Here is a 15,699-nt window from a genome sequence, read left to right as displayed (position 1 = left end):
GGCGGCCCCGGCAGGGGGCCGCCATGGTTCATGCGTCAGAGTTTGCCATCTGCAGCCATTTGCATATAGGTGGTATCGAAGCGCAGCTTGATGTTTTTCCCGTCGCCCAGCAGTTTGCCGTTGGGCATGGCGATGCCGATGAAGTCGGCATTCGCCGCTCCCTCGCCGAGCAGGCCGTGTACGAAGGAGAACTGGCGCACGCTGTCCATCGCCGCCAGCGCCTCGGTGCTTTCGATGAACGCCAGCGAGTCGGCGGGTTTCCAGAACATCTTCATGCCCCCGAGTTGTGCCTCGTAGCCTGCCTGGTCGGTACCCGAGGCCTGGCCGAGCGCGGCGCGGGCCTGCGCGCCCTCGCGGCTGTCGCTGGCGAGGATGCCCATGACTTCGTACCAGGCGCCGACCACCGCCTTGCCGAAGGCCGGATTGTCGGCCAGGGTCTTGCTGTTGGCCAGGGTCAGGTCCTTGATATGCCCGGGGATGCTGCTGGAGTCGAACACGCGGTGTGCCCCTGGCGTTTTCGCGACCTCGTCGAGCAGCGGGTTCCAGGTCACCACATTGCGCACATCCGCGGTGGCGAAGGCGGCGACGATATCGGCATCGGAGGTGTTCACCACCTGCACGTCACGTTCGCTCAGGCCCACGCTGGCCAGGGCATGCGCCAGCAGGTAGTGGGAAACGGAAAGCTCGACCAGGTTGACCCGCTGTCCCTTGAGCGTCTTCAGGTCGGCACTGTCCTTCATCACCATGCCGTCGTTGCCGTTGGAGTAGTCGCCGACGATCAGCGCGGTGCTGTCCACGCCACTGGCGGCGGGAATCGACAGCGCATCCATGCTGGTCAGCACCACGGCATCGAACTGCCCGGTGGTGAACTGGTTGATGGATTCGACATAGTCGTTGATCTGGGTGATTTTCACCTCGATGCCGTACTTGTCGGCCCACTTTTTCATGATTCCCGAGTCGTCCGCGTATTTCCACGGCATCCAGCCGGCGTAAATGGTCCATGCCAGGTTGAATTGCTGTTTCTGTTCGGCTTGCGCCGCGGCGGGAAGCAGGCTGGCCAGGGCCAGGCTGGCGGCGCAGAACAGGGTTTTCAGTGAGTACATGGCATCGCTCCTCATGGCATTCAGAAGAATTTCAGGTAGCGCTGGATTTCCCAGTCTGAAACGTGGGTGTGGTAGGCGGTCCATTCGTCACGCTTGAAGTCGACGAAGGCCTGGAAAAGGCTGTCGCCGAAGACTTCATGGCTCAGCGGGTCCTGCTCGAAGGCATCCATGGCCTCGCTCAGGTTGCGTGGCAGGCACTCGATGTTCATCTCGGCGACCTGCTTCTCGTTGTAGTTGTACATGTTTTCCCGGTGCGGCAGCCCCGGTTCCAGTTGTTCGCGCACGCCTTCCAGACCGGCGGCGAGGATCATCGCGGCGCCCAGGTAGGGGTTGCAGGAGATATCCGCGGCGCGGCATTCGACGCGGCCGCCCTGGGACGGGATGCGCAGCATGTTGGTGCGGTTGTTGTTGCCGTAGCAGACGAACACCGGCGCCCAGGTCGAGCCGGACATGCTGCCCTTGCGCACCAGGCGCTTGTAGCTGTTGACGGTCGGCGCGATCACCGCGCAGATGGCCTGGGCATGCTTGAGCACGCCGGCGATGAAATGGTAGCCGAGCTTGCTCACGCCACACTGGTACAGGTCGTCGCCGTCGGCTTCGAACAGGTTGCGGCCGGTCTCGCGGTCGGCCAGCGACATGTTGTAGTGCGCGCCGCTGCCGGTGCGCCTGGCCGAGGGCTTGGGCATGAAGCTGGCGAAGGCGCCGTGCTTGCGGGCGATCTCGTTGGCGAGCATGCGGAAGAATACGAAACGGTCCGCCATGGTCAGGGCGTCGGCATATTTGAAGTCGGTCTCGAACTGGCCGTTGGCATCTTCGTGATCGAAGGAGTAGACATCCATGCCGATCGCGTTCAGCGCTTCCACCAGTTCGCCGATGATGTGCATGTTATCCATCAGCCCGCGCGGGTCGTAGCAGGGCTTGGCCAGGTCGTCGCGCACGCTGATCGGCTCGAAGCCGCCATCGGCGCTGTCCTTGTAGATGAAGAATTCGGTTTCGATGCCCAGGTTGAAGGTGTAGCCCATGGCCGCGGCGGCATCGGTCTGGCGCTTCAGCGCGCCGCGCGAACAGGCGTCGAACGGTTTGCCGTCGAGGTAGAGGTCGCTGGCGAACCAGGCGAGATCCTTGTTCCAGGCGCACTGGATGGCGCTGGCCGGATCGGGCATCGCCGCCACTTCATTGTCGCTGATGTCCTGCGGCACGCCATCCAGCGCGGCGCCGGTATATAGCTCGGAGCCGGCGAGCATCTGCCCGAGGTGCGCAAGGGGCACGAACTTGCCCTTGATCACACCGTGGATATCCACATAGCTGGCCATGGCGTATTTCACGCCTTTGTCCTGCAGGCTGTTTTTCAGGGTTTCCACTTCGGGGTAGTGGCTCATGGTGTGACTCTCCGGCAGATAAGGGATCAGCGCAGCGCGCTATGGCACGAATCCTTCATTCAACATACATGCCATTGTGTATATATATTGATGGCGCGGAGGCTCGCGACAAGGCCCGGCGATACCTCATACACCCGGAGAGATGCAGCAAATGATTGAAATCGGTAAGGAAAAACAATTCATGCAACTGGGCGAGCTGCCGCTCGAAAGTGGCCAGACGCTTTCCTCGTGCCAGCTCTGCTACCAGGTGGTCGGCCAGCCGAACAGCGCCCGCGACAATATCGTGCTGATTCCCGGCTATTACGGTGGAACACATTGGGGCAGCCTGCCCCTGATTGGCGCAGGCAGCCCTTTGCTGGGCGGCGACTATTGTGTGGTGCTGACCAACCTGCTTGGCGCGGGCTGGTCGAGTTCGCCGAGTAATACGCCAGCTCCGCAGCAGGGCGCCGGTTTTCCGCGTATCGGCCTGGCCGACAATGTCGAGGCGCAGCACCGGCTGCTCGACCGGCTGTTCGGTGAATGGCGGCTGGCCCTGGTCTGCGGCTGGTCCATGGGCGGCATGCAGGCGTTCGCCTGGGCCATGCGCTACCCGCAAAAGGTCGCGAGGATATTGCCGTTCTGCGCCACCGCGCGTTGCTGGCCGCATAACCGGGTGTTCCTCGAAGGGGTACGGGCCGCACTCTGCGTCGATGCCGCCTGGCAGTACGGCCACTATCGGCAGCCGCCACAGCGCGGTTTGCGCGCCTTTGCCCGGGTCTATGCCGGATGGGCCTACTCGCAGGCCTTCTACCGGGAGGCGCTGTATCGCGAGCTGGGCTTCGCCAGCATCGAGGAACTGCTGCTGTTCTGGGAGCAGGATCACCTGCAGCAGGATGCCAATGACCTGCTGTGCGTACTGGACACCTGGCAGGGCAGCGCACCGAGCGAGCGGGACCTGCGGGGCATCCGCGCCAGGGCGCTGATCATGCCGTGCAGCAGCGACCTGTATTTCACCGTTGCCGATGCCCGCCATGAGGCGAGCCTGATTGCCGGTGCCGAGTTGCGCGTACTGCAATCCGACTGGGGGCATTGCGCCGGCGGCCCTGGCCGCGAACCGCAAGCCATGCGGCAGGTATTCGAGGCCATGGCGCAATTGTTGGCGCAACCTGAACGCTAACGGGGTGTCGCTTTCGCGCTGCCTCAGGGATGTATTCACGCGTGCCCCGTCCCGCCATCAGGCATTCACACAGGGACGCTGAGCCCAAGGTCACGCCGCATGCTCTATAGCCAGACACACTATTGCCAATCCGCTCGCCATACATCCCACCCTTGCGCCGGGCTGGAGCCCTGCGCCCTTCATTCGGCAAGGCTCTGCCGCAGCTTCGCCACCTCGCCGGGGGACACGGCCGCGGCGGCGTTGCCCCAACTGTTGCGGATATAGCTGACCACGTCGGCGACCTGCCGGTCGTCGAGGTTCCAGGCGAACGAAGGCATGGCCGGGGCGGTGGGGGCTGCATCGGTGGCGCCGGCGCGGCTGCCGGCCAGTACCACGCGGATCAGCGAGGTGGGGTCGCTGGCGTTGACCAGCGGCGCACCGGCGAGTTTCGGGAACAGTTGCTCGATGCCTTCGCCGGAACCGATATGGCAGGCGGCGCAGCGGTCGCTGTAGATCGCCGCACCGGTGCGCATGGCCGGCGCGTCCGCGGGCAGGGCGGTGGGTTTGTCGCTGCGTTCGCCACCGAGGCTGCGCAAGTAGACCGCCACTGCGCGCAGGTCGGCGTCGCGCCAGTGTTGCAGCGAATGCTCGACGGCTTCGGCCATCGGCCCGGAGGCGATGTCGTAGCGGTTGGCGCCGGTTTTCAGGTACTGGATCAGTTCTTCGTCGCTCCACTTGCCGATGCCCTGGTGGGCGTTGGCGGTGATGTCCGGGGCGACCCAGCCCTGCAGGTTGGCGCCGCGCAGGTACTGGCCGGCCTGATCGCCGCCGAGCAGGTTCTTCGGCGTGTGGCAGGTGCCGCAATGACCGAGACCCTGCACCAGGTAGGCGCCGCGGTTCCACTGCTCGCTGCGTTGCGGGTCGGGTTGGTACTCGCCCTGTTCGAAGTTGAGCCAATTCCAGGCGAGCAGGCTGAGACGGATATTGAAGGGGAAGGGCAACTGGTTGGTCTGCACCGGGTTTTCCACCGGGTCGAGGGTACGCAGGTAGGCCCAGAGTGCGCGATTGTCCGCCTCGCTGACCTTGGTGTAGGCGGTGAACGGCATGGCGCCGTACAGGCGCTTGCCGCCACGGGCATGGCCGCGGGACATGGTGGCCTGGAAGTCCTCGAAGCGCCATTTGCCGATACCGGTGTTGCGGTCCGGGGTGATATTGGCGCCGAGCAGGATGCCGAAGGGGGTTTCGACGGCGCCGCCGCCAGCCAGGAAGGGTTTGCCCGGCACCGTGTGGCAGGCGGTGCAATCGCCGAGCACGGCCAGGTAGCGGCCTTTCTCGACCAGTTCGTAGGCATCCGCGCCGTCGGCGGCATGCAGCGACGCGATGCCCAGGGAGAACAGCGCGACGCCAAGCAGGGCTGCGGTCTTCATAGGCTGATCATCTCCCCGGGGCGCTTCAGGTAGCGTGTGCGGATCGCGTCCGCCGCCTTGAACGCCAGCGCCCCGACGGTGCCGGTGGGGTTGTAGCCGGGGTTCTGCGGAAAAGCCGAGGCGCCGACCACGAACAGGTTGGGCACCCCCCACACCTGCAGGTATTTGTTCACCGAACTGGTGGCCGGGTCGGCGCCCATGACGAAACCGCCGACCACGTGGGAGGACTGGTAGCTGGCATTGCTCCAGGGGCCCTTGCGCGGGTTCGCTTCGATGATCGCCGGGTTCATGCTGCGGGCGATCTCCGCCACCCTGGCGGTGCAATATTCGGCCATGCGCAGGTCGTTCTGCGGGAAGTCGAAGGTGATGCGCAACAAGGGCCGGCCATGCGCGTCCTTGTAGTTGGGATCGAGCGACAGGTAGTTGTTACGCGTACTGTAGCTGCTGGCTTCGCAGCCGATGGACATGCTGCTCAGGTAGTGGCGCACCGTCGCGCGTTTCCACTCCGAGCCCCAGGCCGGAGTGCCCCTGGGCACCGGGCGCGAGTCGATCGGCGCGGCGCCTATGGGGGTGACGCGGGTACTGCCGCCGCCGACGAAGCCAAGGCCGGCGTGGTCGAAGTTATCGTTGTTGAACTCGTCGATGCCCATGCCGATGGCGCCACCGCCGATGAAGGGGTTGAAGTTCTTGTCATCGAAGAACAGGCGCACGCTGTTGGCGGTCTGGTAGGTATAGTTGCGCCCGGTGGTGCCGCTGTTGGCGAGCGGATCGTAGGCCTGGCCGACGCCGGACAGCAGCATCAGGCGCACGTTCTCCAGGGTGAAGGCGGCGACGATCACCAGCTCCGCCGGTTGTTCCCACTCCTGCCCGGACGAATCGACATAGATGATGCCGGTGGCCTTGCCGCCGTTCTTGTCGAGGGTCACGCGCAGCACCTCGCAGTTGGTGCGGGCGCTGAAGTTGGCCTTGCGCGCCAGCACTGGCAGCACCGAGATGATCGGGCTGGCCTTGGAGTAGTTGGCGCAGCCGTAGTTGGTGCAGAAGCCGCAGAAGGTGCAGGGGCCCATGCGCACGCCAAGGGAGTTGGTGTAGGCCTGGGACAGCAGCGCCGAGGGCACCGGGAAGGGTTTGTAGCCGAGATTGCGCGCCGCCTCGGCGAACAATGTCGGGGCATAGGGCTGCGCGGTCGGCGGGTTGGGGTATTCCTCGCCGCGAGGCCCTTCGAACGGGTTGCCGCCTTCGACGAGGCGTCCGCCGAGGTTGCCGGCCTTGCCGGAAAGACCCGCCAGCTTGTCGAAGGCGGTATAGAAGGGTTCCATCTCGTCCCAGTCGGTACCCCAGTCCTGCAGGGTCAGTTCGGCGGGCACTTCCTTGCCGTAGCGCTCGCGCAGGTGGCTGGCCAGGCGGAATTCCTCGGGCTGGAAGCGGAAGCTGATGCCGGCCCAGTGGTTGCCGGCGCCGCCAGTGCCGTTGCCGGGATGAAAGGAGCCCCAGTCGCGCATCGGCAGGGCCGTCTGGCTGGGGTCGTTGCGCAGGGTGCAGGTGTTCTGGCGCGGGCGCAGCATCAGTTCCTGGCGGCGGTTGTAGCGCAATTCGTCGGCGGCGGAGGCGACATTGAAGTCCCTGGCGGTGTCGCGCCAGGGACCACGCTCGAAACCGATGACTTGCAGGCCTTCTTCGGCCAGTTGGTTGGCGATGATGGAGCCGGCCCAGCCGAGGCCGACCACCACCACATCGGTGCTGGGGAGTTTTCTAGCCATGTCGGGTTATCCCTTGCGGTTCCAGGCCGAGCTGCCGATGATCGACAACGGTTCCAGGTCGAGCTTCTGGTTATGCCGGGCGATATGCTCGCGGTAGTCGTAGCGGGCGCCGGGGAAGCCGAGCATGCGCCAGGACAGCATGTCGCGGTTGCCGCCGTAGATCGGGTCGGCGAAGAAACCTTCGAGGGTGTTGCCCAGTATCTGCGCGAAGAACAGGCTGGCATCGATGCCCAGCAGTTCGATTTCGCTGCGCTCCAGGCCAGCGAGGATGGCATCGCGCCGCTCGTCGTCCAGTGCGCTGAAGGAGGCGCCGAACCGTGCCTGGCAGTAATGCTCCAGCGCGGCCAGGCCGAGGCGGTAGCGTTCGCGTGGCACCAGTGGCGACTGATCGCCCTGGGCCGCTGTGCCCGGCTGGAACGGGCCTTCCATGTACTGGCGCTCGAAGCCGCCGTACGCGCCGGCCAACTGACGGTCGATGAACACCGCGCAGCCAGCGTCCTTGCCGCTGGCGCTGAGTTCGTCGGCGGGGATCAGGCGTTCGACGATGGCCTCCACTTCGCGCGCCTGCGCGGCGCTGAAGAACTGCCAGCCGGGCTTGTCGATATACAGCGGGGCGTTATGGTCGAAGGGGTTCCAGGCCGGAATGCCGGCAATGGTGGCGGCCTGGGCAGAGGCTACGGCGCCGAGGGCGGCGCCTCCGGCGGAGGACAGTAGCAACTGGCGCCGGGTCAGGCCGGCGTTACGCTTCTCGCTCATGGAGGACTCCCGGCGAGGGCGGATACGACACTCTCGCTTTCGTTCACGGTAAGGAGGCGTCGCCAACGCAATGTCGGCGAGCCATGCGCGCCTTGTCCGTCGGCTGCGTCGAACCTGGAGATGCCACCCAGGCTGCGCAGCCGATCCGTCAGGGTCTGGCGCTTATCTGCTTAGTGGGTGTCGGGCGGGAAAAGTGCTTTTTTTATTCAGGGTATGTGGAAAAAGCCCAACGACGAGCGGCAACGCCCTCGCGAATGGAAGGGCTACGGCTTTCCAGGCCCAGGGATCAGGCCGCTTCGGCGCGGCGCATGGCGCTACGCTGGCGCCACTCCATCCAGGTCTTGAGCAGCAGAGTGAACAGCGCCATGCAGGCCAGCAGCGCGGCGGCGGTGAAGGCGGCGGCGGGCTTGTAGTCGTTATTCAACTGGTCCACCAGCAGCGGCAGGGTCAGCGTCTGGTTGAGGATGGTGCCGGACACCACCGAGACCGCGCCGAACTCGCCGACCGCCCGCGCGTTGCTGACCACCACGCCATACAGCAGCGCCCACTTGATGTTGGGCAGGGTGACGTGGCGGAAGATCTGCCAGCCGTTGGCGCCCAGGCACAGCGCCGAGACTTCCTCGGCATTGCCCTGGGACTGCATGACCGGGATCAGGATGCGCGCCACATAGGGCGCGGTGACGAACACGGTGACCATGACGATGCCCGGCCAGGCGAACATCAGTTGCATGCCGTGATCGTAGAACCAGCGGCCGATGGCGCTTTCCAGCCCGTACACGACCAGGTAGCAGAGGCCGGCGACCACCGGGGACACGGCGTAGGGAATGTCCACCAGGGTGGTCAGCAGCTTGCGCCCGCGAAAGTCGTAGTGGGTCACGCACCAGGCCAGCAGGATGCCGAACACCAGGTTGAGCGGTACGGTCAGGGCGGCCACCAGCAGGGTCAGGCCGATGGCGTGCAGCATATAGTCCTGTGAAAGATTGTCCGCCAGCAGCGCCCAGCCACCGCTCAGCGCCTTGCTGAAGATCAGCGCCAGCGGGACCACCAGCAACAGCCCCACCAGCGCCAGGCCGAGGACGATCAGTAGCCACTGGTGCCAGGAATCGGGTCTTTTCATCTGCCTTGCCGCTGCCATTTGAAGATACGCCCCTGCAATACCTGCAGGCCGAAGAGCATGGACAGCGACGCCAGCAGGATCACCGAGGCGATGGCCGCCGCCGCTGGATAGTTGAATTCCTGCAGGCGGACGAAAATCATCAGGGACGAGACTTCGGTCTTGAACGGGATATTGCCGGCGATCATGATCACCGCGCCGAACTCGCCCAGGCTGCGGATGAAGGACTGCGAGGCGCCGGTGATCAGCGCCGGCGCCAGGCTCGGCAGCACCACGTGGAAGAAGCTCTGCAGCTTGTTGGCACCGAGGATGCTGGCCGCCTCTTCGTATTCGCTGCCCAGGCTTTCCAGCACCGGCTGTACGGTGCGCACCACGAACGGCAGGCTGGTGAAGACCATCGCCACCAGGATGCCGGGGTAGGCATAGGCGATCTTGATGCCCAGTGCGTCGAACCACTGGCCGAGCCAACCGCCGGGCACCAGCAGGGTCGCCAGGGTCAGGCCGGCGACCGAGGTCGGCAGGGCGAACGGCAGGTCCACCAGCGCATCCACCAGGCGGCGGCCGGGGAAGTCGTAGCGGCTGATGATCCAGGCGATCAGCAGGCCGATCAGCACGGCGGCGATGGTGGAGTAGAAGGCGCCGCTGAGCGTCACCTTGTAGCTTTGCACCACCCGTGGATCGCTGATGGCCTGCCAGTACTGCGCCCAGCTCATGTCGCTGACGTAGAGCAGCAGCGCCGACAGCGGGAGCAGGATCACCAGTGACAGGTAGAAGACGCTGAAGCCGAAGCTCAGGCCGAAACCCGGCAGCAACGGATACTGCAGGAAGAAAGTGGGGGTTCTGCTCACACGCCAGTCCTTGAAAACGCAGACCGCCGCGCGAGGCGGCGGTCTTGGGGTTTTCTGCCGGATCAGCGTCCGCTGGCCAGCAACTGGTCAAGGATACCATTGCCGTCGAAGTGCTTGGCAGTGATATCGTCCCAGCTTCCCAGCACCTCGGTCGGGTTGACCAGGCGGATCGTCGGGAACTGCGCCTTGGTCGCCGCGACCACTTCCGGGTGATGCACACGGTAGTTGTAGTGGGTCAGCAGTTGCTGGATGTCCTTGCTGTACTGGAACTTCAGGTATTCGGTAGCCACCTCGCGGGTGCCTTTCTCATCGACCACCTTGTCCACCACCGCGACCGGGAACTCGGCCAGTACGCTGACCGGCGGCACCACGATCTCGAACTCGCCGGACTTGAACTCCTCGCCGTTGGCGATGTTGACCACTTCCGATTCGAAGGTCAGCAGCACGTCGCCCTGGCCGTTCTGGGCGAAGGCCACGGTGGCGCCACGGCCGCCGGTGGGGAAGTTCTCGACGTTGTGCAATACCTTGCCGACGAACTCCTTGATCTTGCCTTCGTCGCCCTTGAAGGCTTCGTTGGCGTAGAGCCAGGCGCCCAGGTAGCTGTAGCGGGCGTTGCCGGAAGTCTTCGGGTTGGGGAAGACCAGTTTCACGTCCGGGCGGGCCAGGTCGTCCCAGTTCTTGATGTTCTTCGGGTTGCCCTTGCGTACCAGGAAGGCGGTGGTGCTGTAGTAGGGCGAGCTGTTGTTGTCGAACTGCTTGGCCCAGTCGGCGCGTACCAGGCCGCGTTTGGCGAGGATGTCCACGTCGGTGACCTGGTTGAAGGTCACGGTATCGACCTTCTTGCCCTGGATGATGTCCTGGGCCTGGCGCGAGGTGCCGGCGAACGACTGGTCGATCTTCAATTCCTTGCCGGTCTGCTCCTTCCAGTGGGCGACGAATTTCGGATTGATCTCGGCGAAAAGCTCGCGGGCGATGTCATAGGAAGCATTCAGGATCGGCTTTTCCGCTGCAAGTGTGGCAGCGCTGCTGAACAAGGTAGTGGCAACGGCGGATGCCAGCAGGAGTTTCTTGAGCATGGTATTGGCTTTCCTTGATGATTGAGCGGATCAGACCCTATCCGATATGCGGAGCGAATATAAACCCTTGAAGGTGTATCGACGTGCCCAGTCTGCTTAAGCTTCTTATTCTTTAAAAGAATCGTTTTTTTATATTTTTATTCTTTTTTTTGTGCGCTCGTCCATGATGGGTGCCTTCCTGATAACGGCGATCCGTTCGCCCTGGAGGTGAAACATGCGTAGCTTCGGATCGGTACTGGTTCTGGGATTGTCCGCGCTGCTGGGCGCTTGTGGCACATCGGCGATCAGGGATGAGTCGCTGCCATTGGCGGAGCGACTGGCGATGCTGGATTATCGCCAGGCCGAAGAGGTGCGCTCGATACAGCGCTACGACATCGATGGCTGGCAATACCTGGACAAGTTGCACCTGATACTGGATGGCGGGCCGCGCCGGGCCTACCTGATCGAGTTTTCCTCGCCTTGCCGCAACCTGGCGTTCAGCAACCGCATCGGCTACAGCACTACTGTAGGCTCCCTGAGCCGGCTGGATAGAATCATTTCCACCGATGGCAGCGGTTTTCCCGAGCATTGCCTGATCGGCAACATCTATCGCCTGGAGCATATCGAGAAGAACGAGGAGTGACGCTTCACTCCAGGCGCTGCTGGCCGCTGAAAAGCAGTTGCGCCTTGCAGGCACGGCACAGGTAGCGTCGCCCCTTCGCCACCAGGGCGTGGCGTTGTGCGGTGAAGGCGAAGTCCTGCGAAGGGCAGTTGCAGTTGTAGATATAGCGGATGGCGGGTGTGCGCTTGACGGCATAGGAGTGGCATCGGTCTGGCTGCAACCCATAGACGCCAAGCATGATTCGCTGCCATTCCTCGCCGTGGGGCTTGATGCCCGGGCCGAACAACTGGTGGGCGATCAGGTGGGCGACCTCGTGGGGCACGGTCTGCCGGAGAAAATGTTCGCTGTTTTCCAGGTACAACTGCCGGTTGAAGCGCAGCAGGTTGTCATGCAGGTGAGCGACGCCCGCTTTCTGCCCGCGCAGCTTGAGGCTGACTTGCGGGCGTTTGAAGCCTCTTCCGAAGAAGTCTTCCGCCAGTGTGTAGCAGTTCTCGACACGGGCTTGGATCTGTTCAGGCATGCTTCCCTCCGACTGGAGGGCGATTATGCCAGCCATGGCCTGGTGATGGAGGAAAAGCCGAAGCCAGGCCATGGCGATCGCATGAAGTCCCGGTCCAGGGCCGTGGAAGCTGGCTAATCGTGTGCTGACTCGTTGCGAGCGGCTTGGCAATAGTGTGTCTGGCTGGCTTCTGGATCGTAGCGCGTGATCTCGGGCTCATCGTCCCTGGCATCCGCACAGCCACCTCCTGTAGCGCCTGCGGGAAAGATCCGGCGAAACCGAAAGACCTACCAATGATCCAGCAGTGCGCTGACGGCTTCTTCCATCGTCGCCGCGGTATTTGCCGCGAGCCCGGACCGCCTCGCCACGAAACCTTCGTCGGCAGGGCCTCCGAGAAGAGCGCTCCCTTATTCATATGGGCGACGGGTTCATGCGTGTTTCGTGGCGGGGCTGGTCGGGTTCGCGACACCACGGGCGCCAGGACACCGCCAGCCGCCCACGATGAAATGCACACTTGATTGCCAATCCGCTCGCCCTGTCTCCCCCCTCAGGCAGGGCATATGCCTGCCCGGGAACGGAGGTGAGCCGTGCATGCGATTGCCCTGGAAACCAGGCTCCCCGGGCTTTGGCGGAGGCTCAGCTGGTGTATACCGGGCCTATGCCCAGGCTCCAGATGATTACCGATGCAGCGATGATGGTGACCAGTACCACCAGCCCCGCCGCCAGCACCGAGCTGGAGAACATGAAGCCTTCGGCCTTGGGGATGGCCATGAAGGTCGGGAGCCCCACGTACAACAGGTAGGCCGTGTAGCTGACCGCCGCGGTACCGGCCAGCATGGCCAGCCACAACTGAGGATAGAGGGCGGCCAGGCCGCCGATGAACAGTGGGGTAGCGGTATAGCCGGCGAAGACGATGCACTGGCTCAATGACGGATTGGCGTTGTAGGTGCGGGCCATCCAGTGGATGAAACTGCCCATTACGGCCACCCCGGCCAGCATGGTCAGGTAGGACAGTATGGCCAGTGGCAGGGCGCTGGCCTGGGTCAGCCGAACCGTGTCGCCGCCGGCGATGCTCCAGCCGAGCTGGGTGGTGCCTATGTAGGCCGAGATGGCGGGGATGGCCGCGAGCAGCAGGATATGGCCGAAATACAGGCGGCTGACCGTCGGCCTTTCATTGCTGATTTCACGCCACTCCTGGCCCGGGTGGGCGAATAGACCCCATACGTGATTGATCATGTCAGTCTCTCCTCTGCGATTGAAGCACTGTGGCTCGATACTTCGGTTCAACTTCTGTACGACCTTGGTTCAGAGTGCGTATGGGGTGGGGAGTTCGCCAGGCATGAGGTTGGCTGGCGGCGAAGCTATTGCCCGATATTGCGCCGGAGGCAGGCCGGGGCGATCCAGGCGAGCTGCGAAGAGCCGGAAAAAGCGCTGGAAAGCGGGAGGCTGGGCGCAAGAGCGTGGCCGCCGGTGTTTGTCGTCCAGCCTCCAACTGCTTGAGCCAGTACCTTGCCCGTGAATGACGGCATAGCGTGAGCGCCCTGTTTCCTGCTGCCCGCAAAGGTGCTTTGCGCGTAAAATGCGCGGCTTTGGCAATTATCCGGATTCCTCGACATGGGCAGCCTCTCGGTCAACCAGAACAAACTGCAAAAACGCCTGCGCCGCCTCGCGGGAGAGGCTGTCACCGATTTCAACATGATCGAGGAAGGCGACAAGGTCATGGTCTGCCTGTCCGGCGGCAAGGACAGCTACAGCATGCTCGATGTGCTGCTGTACCTGCAGAAGGTCGCGCCGATCCACTTCGACGTGGTGGCGGTCAACATGGACCAGAAGCAGCCGGGCTTCCCCGAGCATGTCTTGCCTGAATACCTCAAGGGCCTGGGCATCGAGTACCACATCATCGAGAAGGACACCTACTCGGTGGTCAAGGAGAAGATTCCCGAAGGCAAGACTACCTGTTCGCTGTGTTCGCGCCTGCGCCGTGGCACGCTCTATACCTTCGCCGACGAGATCGGCGCGACCAAGATGGCCCTGGGGCACCACCGCGACGACATCCTGGAGACTTTCTTCCTCAATATGTTCTACGGCGGCACCCTCAAGGCGATGCCGCCCAAGCTGCTGTCGGACGATGGCCGCAACGTGGTGATCCGCCCGCTGGCCTATTGCAGCGAGGCCGATATCGAGGCCTATGCGCGTATTCGGGAGTTCCCGATCATCCCCTGCAACCTCTGTGGTTCGCAGGAGAACCTGCAGCGCCAGGTGGTCAAGGAGATGTTGCAGGAGTGGGAACGCAAGTCGCCGGGGCGCACCGAGATCATGTTCCGGGCCTTGCAGAATGTCGTGCCGTCGCAACTGGCCGACCGCAACCTGTTCGATTTCCGCAGCCTGCGCATCGACGACAATGCCACTCCGCGCTTCGTCGATGTGATGAGTTTGTAGGACAGAGCAGCCCCAAGCCCCAAGCGAAGGCTCGATGGCGCCGCCCGGAGGAAGCAATGCACGATTACCAATGGCTTCACGAATACTGCCTGAACCGCTTCGGCTCCAGTGCCGAGCTGGAGTCGCGGCTGCCTGTGCCGCTGAGTGCCGAGCGCTTGCGAGCGTTGCCGGATGATCGCTATCTGTCACTGATCTCGCTAAGGGTGTTCCGGGCTGGGCTGAAACACAGCGTGGTGGATGCCAAGTGGCCTGCCTTCGAGGAGGTCTTCTTCGGTTTCGATCCGCAGAAGGTGGTGCTGATGGGGGCCGAGCATCTGGAGCGGCTGATGCAGGATACACGCCTTGTCCGGCATCTGAGCAAGCTCGCCAGTGTGCCGCGCAATGCCCAGATGGTGCTGGATGTCGCCAGGGACAAGGGCGGTTTCGGCAATCTGCTGGCGGACTGGCCGGGCGAGGATATCGTCGGCCTCTGGCGTTACCTGGCGCGCCATGGCAACCAGTTGGGCGGGTTGTCGGCACCGCGCCTCCTGCGCATGGCCGGCAAGGATACCTTCGTGCCCACGGACGATGTGGTCTCCGCACTCAAGGCCCAGGGCGTGATCGACAAGGCCCCGACCAGCCAGCGCGACCAGGCCGCCATGCAGGCGGCCTTCAATCGCCTGCACGAGCAGAGCGGCCGCCCGCTCTGCCAGCTATCGGCGATGCTGGCGTTTACCGTCAATCATTGATACGGGCGCCGTCAGGAACCGGCGGTAGGGCCGCCGTAGTGTACGCCGCGCGCACCGGCAGTGGCCGCGCTCCCCCGGTGCGCACGGCGCACACTACGGTATCCCTGCTGCCTGCTATTGCAGCGCCTCGATGATCTGCTGGACATCCTGCTCCAGGGCGGCGACCGGGTCCTGCTGCTCCTGGAGCACCAGCAGGCGGCTGCCGCCAGCCGCGATGGCCTCGGCGACTTCCTTCGGTGGCTGGCTATGATGCAGCACCAGGGCTACGTCGTTCTCTTCGAGTGTCGCGCTCAGCGCCTCCAGGGCTTCGACGGGCCATTGGCGTGTCTCGGGTATTTCCAGCGGCAGCAGGTCGAGATTGAGGCCGCTGAGCAGGTAGTTCAGGCGCTCGGACAGGCTGCCCACGGTGACATTGTCGACCTTGGCCAGGGCCTGCTCGCTGCCGGCGTTGAGTTTCAGCAGCCGCTGTTTGAGAGCGGCCAGGTTGCTCTCGATACGCGGTGCCGCGGCTGGCGCGAGGCGCACCAGGTCGGCGGCGATCACATCGGCCATGCGCCCCATGTTGCCGATCGACAGCCAGGGTTGGCTGCCCAACGCATCCTCCGCACTGTCCTGCTGGGTGGCGATGCCCGGCAGGGCGCCGTCGACCGGGCGGGCGGCGTCGATTTCCACGATGCGTATATTGCTGCGGCGGGCCATCGGGTACAGCGGGTCTTCTTCCCAGAGCGAACGCAGGGCGATCACCGCGTCGGCTTCCTGGGCGAGCTTGTCCAGGCTGGCGGCGCCGCGGCCGTTGAAGTAGGCGATCTGGCGGGGGCCGGGGACTGTCTCTTA

At 63.9% G+C, this 15,699-nt stretch carries 14 protein-coding genes and 1 pseudogene; 4 read left to right on the top strand and 11 right to left on the bottom strand.

All coding sequences use genetic code 11. The features are described 5' to 3' along the window. Positions 1 to 35 precede the first annotated feature (35 nt). Both DNJ95_RS10395 and glnT read right to left on the bottom strand, forming a co-directional pair. Positions 36 to 1,103: a putative urea ABC transporter substrate-binding protein gene (locus tag DNJ95_RS10395; RefSeq protein WP_165491567.1), complete on the bottom strand. Its 1,068-nt coding sequence runs from the start codon at positions 1,101 to 1,103 to the stop codon at positions 36 to 38. 20 nt (positions 1,104 to 1,123) lie between these two features. Further along, complete coding sequence (gene glnT, locus DNJ95_RS10390; protein ID WP_131184659.1) at positions 1,124 to 2,482, bottom strand: type III glutamate--ammonia ligase; 1,359 nt, start codon at positions 2,480 to 2,482, stop codon at positions 1,124 to 1,126. 151 nt (positions 2,483 to 2,633) lie between these two features. Here glnT and DNJ95_RS10385 point away from each other — a divergent pair, with 151 nt between their 5' ends. After that, positions 2,634 to 3,638: an alpha/beta fold hydrolase gene (locus tag DNJ95_RS10385; RefSeq protein WP_131184658.1), complete on the top strand. Its 1,005-nt coding sequence runs from the start codon at positions 2,634 to 2,636 to the stop codon at positions 3,636 to 3,638. Between the two features lie 179 nt (positions 3,639 to 3,817). Here the strand turns inward: DNJ95_RS10385 and DNJ95_RS10380 are convergent, their stop codons facing one another. From DNJ95_RS10380 to cysP, 6 genes are all read right to left on the bottom strand, one after another. Further along, complete coding sequence (locus tag DNJ95_RS10380) at positions 3,818 to 5,044, bottom strand: c-type cytochrome (RefSeq protein ID WP_131184657.1); 1,227 nt, start codon at positions 5,042 to 5,044, stop codon at positions 3,818 to 3,820. Beyond that, positions 5,041 to 6,804, bottom strand: coding sequence for a GMC family oxidoreductase (locus DNJ95_RS10375; RefSeq protein ID WP_131184656.1), 1,764 nt, complete (start codon positions 6,802 to 6,804; stop codon positions 5,041 to 5,043). Before DNJ95_RS10375 ends, DNJ95_RS10380 begins: the two co-directional genes overlap by 4 nt. A 6-nt stretch (positions 6,805 to 6,810) precedes the next feature. Beyond that, entirely contained in the window at positions 6,811 to 7,560 is a 750-nt protein-coding gene (locus tag DNJ95_RS10370; protein WP_131184655.1) for a gluconate 2-dehydrogenase subunit 3 family protein, read from the bottom strand. 286 nt (positions 7,561 to 7,846) lie between these two features. Then, positions 7,847 to 8,677 (bottom strand): sulfate ABC transporter permease subunit CysW, encoded by an 831-nt coding sequence (cysW, locus tag DNJ95_RS10365; protein ID WP_131184654.1) that lies wholly within the window; start codon positions 8,675 to 8,677, stop codon positions 7,847 to 7,849. After that, entirely contained in the window at positions 8,674 to 9,522 is an 849-nt protein-coding gene (cysT, locus tag DNJ95_RS10360) for a sulfate ABC transporter permease subunit CysT (RefSeq protein WP_131184653.1), read from the bottom strand. Before cysT ends, cysW begins: the two co-directional genes overlap by 4 nt. Before the next feature lie 62 nt (positions 9,523 to 9,584). Then, a complete protein-coding gene (cysP, locus tag DNJ95_RS10355) occupies positions 9,585 to 10,598 on the bottom strand; it encodes a thiosulfate ABC transporter substrate-binding protein CysP (RefSeq protein ID WP_131184652.1) in 1,014 nt (337 codons plus the stop codon). Positions 10,599 to 10,812: 214 nt separating this feature from the next. Here cysP and DNJ95_RS10350 point away from each other — a divergent pair, with 214 nt between their 5' ends. Continuing rightward, on the top strand, positions 10,813 to 11,220 hold the full coding sequence (locus DNJ95_RS10350; RefSeq protein WP_131184651.1) for a DUF6491 family protein: 408 nt from the start codon (positions 10,813 to 10,815) through the stop codon (positions 11,218 to 11,220). 4 nt (positions 11,221 to 11,224) lie between these two features. Here DNJ95_RS10350 and DNJ95_RS10345 read toward each other — a convergent pair whose 3' ends face one another. Further along, positions 11,225 to 11,719, bottom strand: coding sequence for a SprT family zinc-dependent metalloprotease (locus DNJ95_RS10345; RefSeq protein WP_131184650.1), 495 nt, complete (start codon positions 11,717 to 11,719; stop codon positions 11,225 to 11,227). A gap of 615 nt (positions 11,720 to 12,334) precedes the next feature. Next, on the bottom strand, positions 12,335 to 12,934 hold the full coding sequence (locus DNJ95_RS10340; RefSeq protein ID WP_131184649.1) for a Yip1 family protein: 600 nt from the start codon (positions 12,932 to 12,934) through the stop codon (positions 12,335 to 12,337). Between the two features lie 378 nt (positions 12,935 to 13,312). Here DNJ95_RS10340 and ttcA point away from each other — a divergent pair, with 378 nt between their 5' ends. Beyond that, a complete protein-coding gene (gene ttcA, locus DNJ95_RS10335) occupies positions 13,313 to 14,137 on the top strand; it encodes a tRNA 2-thiocytidine(32) synthetase TtcA (protein ID WP_131184648.1) in 825 nt (274 codons plus the stop codon). A 56-nt stretch (positions 14,138 to 14,193) separates the two neighbouring features. Then, on the top strand, positions 14,194 to 14,865 hold the full coding sequence (locus DNJ95_RS10330) for a DNA-3-methyladenine glycosylase I (RefSeq protein WP_131184647.1): 672 nt from the start codon (positions 14,194 to 14,196) through the stop codon (positions 14,863 to 14,865). Between the two features lie 114 nt (positions 14,866 to 14,979). Here DNJ95_RS10330 and DNJ95_RS10325 read toward each other — a convergent pair. Beyond that, a pseudogene (locus DNJ95_RS10325) lies at positions 14,980 to 15,690 on the bottom strand (metal ABC transporter solute-binding protein, Zn/Mn family); the annotation flags it as partial. Between the last annotated feature and the right edge of the window lie 9 nt (positions 15,691 to 15,699).

It is taken from the genome of Stutzerimonas kirkiae (assembly GCF_004327335.1).
GTDB lineage: Bacteria > Pseudomonadota > Gammaproteobacteria > Pseudomonadales > Pseudomonadaceae > Stutzerimonas > Stutzerimonas kirkiae.
The sequence above is the reverse complement of the archived record's forward strand: the minus strand, read 5'-3'. Positions and strand labels throughout refer to the sequence as shown.

Coding starts and splice junctions, on each gene's coding strand:
- DNJ95_RS10395 (WP_165491567.1), bottom strand. CDS start 1,103: ATGTACTCACTGAAAACCCTGTTCTGCGCCGCCAGCCTGGCCCTGGCC.
- glnT (WP_131184659.1), bottom strand. CDS start 2,482: ATGAGCCACTACCCCGAAGTGGAAACCCTGAAAAACAGCCTGCAGGAC.
- DNJ95_RS10385 (WP_131184658.1), top strand. CDS start 2,634: ATGATTGAAATCGGTAAGGAAAAACAATTCATGCAACTGGGCGAGCTG.
- DNJ95_RS10380 (WP_131184657.1), bottom strand. CDS start 5,044: ATGAAGACCGCAGCCCTGCTTGGCGTCGCGCTGTTCTCCCTGGGCATC.
- DNJ95_RS10375 (WP_131184656.1), bottom strand. CDS start 6,804: ATGGCTAGAAAACTCCCCAGCACCGATGTGGTGGTGGTCGGCCTCGGC.
- DNJ95_RS10370 (WP_131184655.1), bottom strand. CDS start 7,560: ATGAGCGAGAAGCGTAACGCCGGCCTGACCCGGCGCCAGTTGCTACTG.
- cysW (WP_131184654.1), bottom strand. CDS start 8,677: ATGAAAAGACCCGATTCCTGGCACCAGTGGCTACTGATCGTCCTCGGC.
- cysP (WP_131184652.1), bottom strand. CDS start 10,598: ATGCTCAAGAAACTCCTGCTGGCATCCGCCGTTGCCACTACCTTGTTC.
- DNJ95_RS10350 (WP_131184651.1), top strand. CDS start 10,813: ATGCGTAGCTTCGGATCGGTACTGGTTCTGGGATTGTCCGCGCTGCTG.
- DNJ95_RS10345 (WP_131184650.1), bottom strand. CDS start 11,719: ATGCCTGAACAGATCCAAGCCCGTGTCGAGAACTGCTACACACTGGCG.
- DNJ95_RS10340 (WP_131184649.1), bottom strand. CDS start 12,934: ATGATCAATCACGTATGGGGTCTATTCGCCCACCCGGGCCAGGAGTGG.
- ttcA (WP_131184648.1), top strand. CDS start 13,313: ATGGGCAGCCTCTCGGTCAACCAGAACAAACTGCAAAAACGCCTGCGC.
- DNJ95_RS10330 (WP_131184647.1), top strand. CDS start 14,194: ATGCACGATTACCAATGGCTTCACGAATACTGCCTGAACCGCTTCGGC.